The organism is Roseibium sp. (assembly GCF_025698965.1).
Taxonomy (GTDB): domain Bacteria; phylum Pseudomonadota; class Alphaproteobacteria; order Rhizobiales; family Stappiaceae; genus Roseibium.
In genome coordinates, this window is the sequence record NZ_JAILWL010000407.1 from 1 (window position 1) to 6,059 (window position 6,059).

At 55.6% G+C, this 6,059-nt stretch carries 5 protein-coding genes and 1 pseudogene; 5 read left to right on the plus strand and 1 reads right to left on the minus strand.

Annotation, left to right across the window (positions count from 1 at the left end; translation table 11 throughout):
• The 4 genes from K5905_RS25315 to K5905_RS25330 form a co-directional block, all read left to right on the plus strand.
• The coding region (locus tag K5905_RS25315; RefSeq protein ID WP_297589309.1) for an FAD-dependent oxidoreductase at window positions 1-936 on the plus strand (936 nt) is incomplete at its 5' end.
• Between the two features lie 15 nt (window positions 937-951).
• A complete protein-coding gene (locus K5905_RS25320; protein ID WP_297589312.1) occupies window positions 952-1,257 on the plus strand; it encodes a sarcosine oxidase subunit delta in 306 nt (101 codons plus the stop codon).
• Window positions 1,254-4,256 carry a sarcosine oxidase subunit alpha family protein gene (locus tag K5905_RS25325; protein ID WP_297589314.1) on the plus strand — a complete coding sequence of 1,001 codons (3,003 nt, stop codon included), beginning with the start codon at window positions 1,254-1,256 and terminating at the stop codon, window positions 4,254-4,256. The genes K5905_RS25320 and K5905_RS25325 overlap by 4 nt, the downstream gene beginning before the upstream one ends.
• Window positions 4,249-4,824, plus strand: a complete 576-nt coding sequence (locus tag K5905_RS25330) for a sarcosine oxidase subunit gamma (RefSeq protein ID WP_297589316.1) — start codon at window positions 4,249-4,251, stop codon at window positions 4,822-4,824. The genes K5905_RS25325 and K5905_RS25330 overlap by 8 nt, the downstream gene beginning before the upstream one ends.
• Window positions 4,825-4,969: 145 nt before the next feature.
• On the opposite strand, the gene K5905_RS25335 is transcribed toward K5905_RS25330, so the two are convergent.
• Window positions 4,970-5,629 carry a DUF1194 domain-containing protein gene (locus tag K5905_RS25335; protein WP_297589318.1) on the minus strand — a complete coding sequence of 220 codons (660 nt, stop codon included), beginning with the start codon at window positions 5,627-5,629 and terminating at the stop codon, window positions 4,970-4,972.
• A gap of 234 nt (window positions 5,630-5,863) precedes the next feature.
• Here K5905_RS25335 and K5905_RS25340 point away from each other — a divergent pair.
• Window positions 5,864-6,059: pseudogene (locus tag K5905_RS25340) on the plus strand (endonuclease); the annotation flags it as partial.

The window sequence follows — 6,059 nt, forward strand, 5'->3', positions numbered from 1 at the left end:
CTCAACTACAACGTCATGTATTCCGCTCGCGGTGTGATGATGCTGGCGCACACGGTTCATGACGTACAGGTCGCCCAGCGGCACATCCACGCCAACCGGCTGGCGGGTGTGCAAAACGAATGGCTGACACCGGAACAGGCGAAGGAATACTGTCCGCCGCTCAATATCTCAAAAAACATACGTTACCCGGTCATGGGTGCGGCGCTTCAACGCGTCGGCGGAACTGCACGTCACGATGCCGTCGCCTGGGGCTATGCCCGCGGCGCAGATGGACTTGGCGTCGACATCATTCAAAATTGCGCCGTAACGGGCATTCGCCGGGGACAGGATGGCGCCGTTGAAGGTGTCGAAACCGCGAAGGGCTTTATCAAGGCCAAGAAGGTTGGCGTTGTTGCTGCCGGTCACACCTCCGTTGTCATGGATATGGCAGGTGTGCGTTTGCCTCTGGAATCCTTCCCGCTCCAGGCGCTCGTCTCGGAACCGGTCAAACCGGCGTTCCCGTGTGTGGTCATGTCCAACACAATCCACGCCTACATCTCGCAATCCGACAAGGGTGAACTGGTGATTGGCGCCGGAACCGACCAGTTCGTGTCCTATTCCCAGGCGGGTGGTATTCATATCACCAACCACACAATTGACGCGATCTGCGAATTGTTCCCGCATTTTCGACGCATGCGGATGCTGCGGAACTGGGGTGGTATCGTTGACACGACTCCAGACCGTTCGCCGATCCTATCCAAGACACCGGTACAAGGCCTCTATGTCAATTGCGGCTGGGGTACCGGTGGTTTCAAGGCAACACCGGGTTCAGGTCACGTCTTTGCACACACGATCGCAAAGGATGAACCGCACCCGATCAATGCCCCCTTCTCAATCGACCGTTTCCGTACCGGGCGTCTCATCGATGAAGCGGCTGCTGCCGCTGTGGCGCACTAAGGGGAGATCACTGACATGCTGCTGATTTATTGCCCCTATTGCCAGGTTGAGCGGGCAGAAACCGAATTTCACTGTGGCGGTGAAGCCCACATCGCGCGTCCAGCTGACCCGAGCAAGGCAAGTGACGAAGACTGGGTTGAATTCCTCTATATGCGCACGAACACCAAGGGTATTGCGGCTGAACGCTGGCGACACAACAATGGTTGCGGACGTTTCTTCAATGCTGTTCGTGACACGGTGAGTGACAAATTCCTGAAATTCTACAAGGCCGGAGAACCAATGCCGGACCTTGAAGCGATTGCCAAGGAGGCCGGCAAATGAGCCAGCCATTCCGTACTGAAAAAGGTGGCCGGATCGACCGCGCCGAGCAACTGTCCTTCACATTCGACGGGGAGGAAATGCATGGTCACAAGGGCGATACGCTTGCATCGGCATTGCTAGCCAATGGCGTTCACCTGGTTGGACGTTCCTTCAAGTATCACCGACCGCGTGGAATCATTTCTGCCGGTTCGGAGGAACCGAATGCACTGGTAGGTGTCTATCGGCATGGTGACCAGACACCGAATTTGCGAGCAACACAGGTTGAGCTCTACCAGGGGCTGGAAGCCATCTCGCAGAACCGGTTTCCGTCTCTTGGTTTCGATATCGGCGCGGTCAACGACTCGTTGTCGCGATTTTTCCCCGCCGGCTTTTACTACAAGACCTTCATGTGGCCGAAGTCGTTCTGGGACAGGGTCTATGAGCCGATCATTCGTGCTGCAGCGGGCCTTGGCAAACCACCCAAAAACCCGGATCAGGATTCCTACGGCAACATCTACGCCCACTGCGATGTCCTGATAGTCGGCTCAGGTCCGACCGGGCTTGCGGCTGCACTTGCGGCTGCCGAAACGGGTGCAAAGGTAATCCTTTGTGACGAGCAGGCTGAATTTGGCGGCACGTTGCTGAGTGAAACGAGCGCCAGCATCGACGGCAAGGAACCTGCGGATTGGGTGACCGAAACCATCGCCAAACTCAGTGCCATGGATAATGTCACATTGCTGACCCGGACCACGGCATATGGCTATTTTGCGCATAATTTCATCGCACTGGCAGAACGTGTCACCGAGCACGTATCCAAGCCGGATCCCAAGCTGCCACGCGAACGTTTGTGGCAGGTTCGTGCGAAGGAAGTGGTGATTGCGGCTGGTTCGATCGAACGTCCCATGGTATTTCCGGAAAACGACCGCCCCGGCATTCTGCTTGCTGAAGCCGGTCGGACATATCTCAACCGATACGGCGTCAAAGTCGGCCATAAGGTGCTTGTAGCGACGGCCTGTGACACTGCCTGGCAGGCAGCCTTCGACCTGGCCGACCATGGTGTGGAAGTCGCGGCGATCGCAGACATGCGCGAGGCGCCACCGGAAAACCTCGTTTCCATTGCAAATGCACGAGGTATCCGGGTGGAATCTGGCTGCGTCGTCACCGGAACTCTTGGGCGCAAACGCGTCAAGGCCGCTCTTCTTGGCCGATTGATGACGTCCGGCCAGGTCGCTTCTGCAGGTCAGATCGAATGCGATGCCTTGTTGATGTCCGGTGGCTGGACGCCGACGGTCAGCCTTTATTCCCAGTCACGCGGCAAGGTCGTCTGGGATGCGGAAAAAGGTGCATACGTTCCAGGCAAATCCGTTCAGAACGAACGGTCGGCCGGTGCTGCCAAAGGCCTCTATGGTCTGCAGGCAAGCCTTGAAGATGGCTACGCCGCAGGGGAAGAAGCCGCAAAAGCAGCAACCGGGAAATCGGCAAAAGTCACTTATGCCGCGTCAACCGGCGGAGATGCAGGAAGCGGTGGCACCCTCGGGGCCATTCCACATGACCGGAACGCTTCCACGGTCAAGGCATTCGTCGACTATCAGAACGATGTCACAGCCAAGGACGTAAAACTCGCCGTTCGCGAAGGCATGCAATCAATCGAGCACATCAAGCGCTACACCACGACAGGCATGGCCACCGATCAAGGCCGCTTGTCGAACATGAATGCCCTGCAGATCGCGTCCGGCGCGTTGCAACGTCCAATGACTGAGGTAGGTCTCACGACTTTCCGTCAGCCATACACGCCAACCACTTTCGGTCTTTTCGCCGGCGTGGCCCGCGGTGATTTCTTCGACCCCGTTCGCAAGACACCATCCCATGAGTGGGTGGTCAAAAACGGTGGTGTCTTTGAAGATGTAGGTCAGTGGAAACGGACGTGGTACTTCCCGAAGAACGGTGAAGACATGCATGCAGCCGTTGCTCGCGAATGCAAGACCGTTCGGGACAGCGTCGGACTGTTCGACGCCTCAACCCTCGGCAAGATCGAAGTGGTCGGACCGGACGCTGCCGAATTCCTGGAGCGGATGTACACCAACCCCTGGAAAAAACTCGCGCCGGGTCGTTGCCGCTACGGTCTTCTGCTGAACGACGCCGGCTACATCACCGACGACGGTGTTATCGGGCGACTGGCCGACGATCGCTTCCACGTGACGACGACTACAGGTGGAGCACCCAGCGTCTTTTCGACAATGGAAGACTATCTGCAGACCGAATGGCCGGATCTCGATGTATGGATCACCTCAACGACGGAGCAATACGCTGTTGCCGCTGTTCAGGGCCCGAAAGCCCGTGAGGTCATTGCACCGTTCATAGAGGGAATTGACCTTTCCGCGGATGCTTTCCCGCATATGAGCGTCAAGGAAGGCACGTTCTGTGGAGTTCCGTGTCGTTTGTTCCGGATTTCCTTTACCGGCGAACTCGGTTTCGAAATCAACGTTCCCCGCCGCCACGGCAAGATGATGTGGGAAACCTTGGCCAAGGAAATCGAAAAGTACGATGGAACAACGTACGGCACGGAGTCCATGCACGTTCTACGCGCTGAAAAAGGCTACATCATTGTCGGCCAGGATACGGATGGCACCGTCACACCTCAGGATGCAGGAATGACCTGGGCGATAGGAAAGAAGAAACTGGACTTTGTCGGCAAGCGCGGTCTGGAACGCCCGGACATGATAGCAGACAACCGCAAACAGTTTGTTGGTTTGTTGACCAAAGACCCGAAAGTGAAGCTTGAGGAAGGTGCTCAGATCACTGCCGCAGGAAACCCGGCAACCGGCACTCCTGCAGAAGGTCATGTGACATCATCCTATTACAGCCCTGCCCTGGATCGGAACATTGCCCTGGCGGTGGTGAAGAATGGTCACGCGCTTGAAGGCAAGACGCTTTACGTCCCGATGCCTGATGGCAGCATACCTGTCGAGGTGACCGGCACGGTGTTCTATGACAAGGAAGGAGCCCGGATCAATGTCTGATCTTCTGGCAAGTGACCTGATTACGCCGGACGCGGGTGAAAGCCCCCTGTTGAACCAAGGTTCGGTCTCGATCCTGAAAGCGGCTCCGATCGCGCGCCTTTCCTTTCGTGCGCGTGAAGCGTCCTTGAAAGCTGCCGGCTCGGTGTTTGGCGCCGCACTCCCGACAACACCGCTTGCCTGCGAGACAGCGGTAAAGCGTGCAGCTCTCTGGATGGGGCCGGATGAATGGACTCTTCTTGCACCAGAGGAGGACCTTAAGGAGGTATTTGAAGGTATCGAAGCCAAACTTGGCGACGAACCTCACGCTCTGGTCGATATCTCGGAGCGCTCAGAAGCAGTTATCGTCAGTGGCGAAAAGGCGGTCTGGCTGCTTAACACCGGCATCTTCATCGACTTTTCACTCGATGCTTTTCCGGTTGGAACGGTCACACGCACGATTTTCCATAAATCACCTGTCATGGTCTGGCGCACAGGTTCGGACACGTTCGTGGTCGAAGCCTGGGTTTCGTTCATGGATTATGTTGCAGGATTGCTGGTTCAATCCGCTCAGGAACTGGAAGCTGCCTGAGATTCATCAGCGGCTTTCTGCTCAAATACTCTTTTTTGGCCTTTGCGGAATTTACCATTCCGCAAAGACTATTTTTTTGAATATGGAAGTTCACTGCGGTGCCGATCTGCTTTCGCGAGGCTCAGGGCAATACATCAATCACTGACTATCGTAGGTCTGCATATCTCAGACCGAGTATTTCCCGCACGAGCTTGCGGATCATCGCCTCGGTGTAGTCTTCGTAGCTGTTCATCGCCTGGACGAAAGCGCCCGGCCCTCTGATCACCTTGTTTTCAAAGTAAGTGTATGTCCGCTCCTCCTTGCGGATTACGAGCGCATTTACCGTGATATCGGTGAAGTTGCTCGAATAATATGCGAAATGAGGATCGTAACCTTCGTTGTTAATGCCATCTGCGGAAACATCGATCACCTGTCGTTCGCAGACGGCCGGCGCAGTATCAAGGACTTCCGAGGCGTGGGAGAGTGCATGTCCAAGGGCTGTCAGAAACTCCCGGCTGTCGCGTGTATTGCGGGCAATCTCACTGGCTGCCGAATGAATGCTCTCAGGGTCAGAAAGAAAGCGCCAATTCAGCAAAGTGTTTTGCTGATACCGCCCACTCCATTCAAATCCATGAAGCCAGATGCCACCGACCGTCGCAATCGCATCCATTACGTCTTCGTCTTGCAGAGCGGCAGAGATGCCTTTTTGTTGAAGATCGTATTCGACTTCGCTGATGCTTGCAGACACGTCAACCGCAATCACCAGCGCCAACGAACAGGCCCTGACCGGTTGGGTAGCCAGAGCTGCCAATAGGATTACCAGCACTCGTAACGCCGTCCTTGCAGGCAGTCTGTTGCTGTGCTTTACCCGACTTGTATTTGAATGCGCGATTAGCATTGGATTGCTTTCTCTTCCCCTTAAGGAATTATTGTCGCTGCGTTATGCAATGCAAGTCACTCTCTTTCACCTTCACCTGACAAGGCTTCGCCAGGTAACTGATCAATTTTCTGCGCGTTTCGCGTATGCGCTTGCAAAAACCAGATAAACCAAGAAAATTTGATGACCATGCTCAAGATCGGATCCTACAATATACAAAAGGCAATCGGTGTTGACGCGCGCCGCCGCCCGGATCGAACGTTGAAGGTTATCAGAGAGCTTGATTGCGATGTTCTGGCTTTGCAGGAGGCCGACAAACGCTTTGGTCCCCGGGAGAGCACTCTGGACCGCGAGAGCATTCTAGCAGAAACGGACTATC